Origin of the sequence: Polaromonas sp. UBA4122 (assembly GCA_002381615.1) — a bacterium.
Lineage (GTDB): Bacteria > Pseudomonadota > Gammaproteobacteria > Burkholderiales > Burkholderiaceae_C > Polaromonas.
Genome location: DFWY01000025.1, coordinates 42277 through 42527, shown reverse-complemented (window position 1 = coordinate 42527; position 251 = coordinate 42277). Strand labels below are relative to the sequence as shown.

Annotated in this window: 1 protein-coding gene; it reads left to right on the top strand. The window is 62.2% G+C overall.

Annotated features, from left to right (window positions below):
* Window positions 1-251 (top strand): SAM-dependent methyltransferase (locus B3F77_RS03505; protein WP_293603613.1); only part of this gene is annotated, 251 nt, incomplete at both ends.

Here is a 251-nt window from a genome sequence, read left to right as displayed (position 1 = left end):
ACCGCAGCCACATGTCCGACACCGATGCGCTGGCCGACGTGGGCAGCAAGGACATCACCGCCCATGTCAATTTCACCGGCATTGCACTGGCTGGGCAGGAGGCCGGCTTGCAGGTTGTGGGCTACACCGGCCAGGGCCGCTTTCTGCTCAACTGCGGGCTGCTGGACGGCATGGAAAACGCCAGCCTGGCAGAGATCGCCAAGGTGCAAATGCTGGTGAACGAGCACGAAATGGGTGAGCTGTTCAAGGTC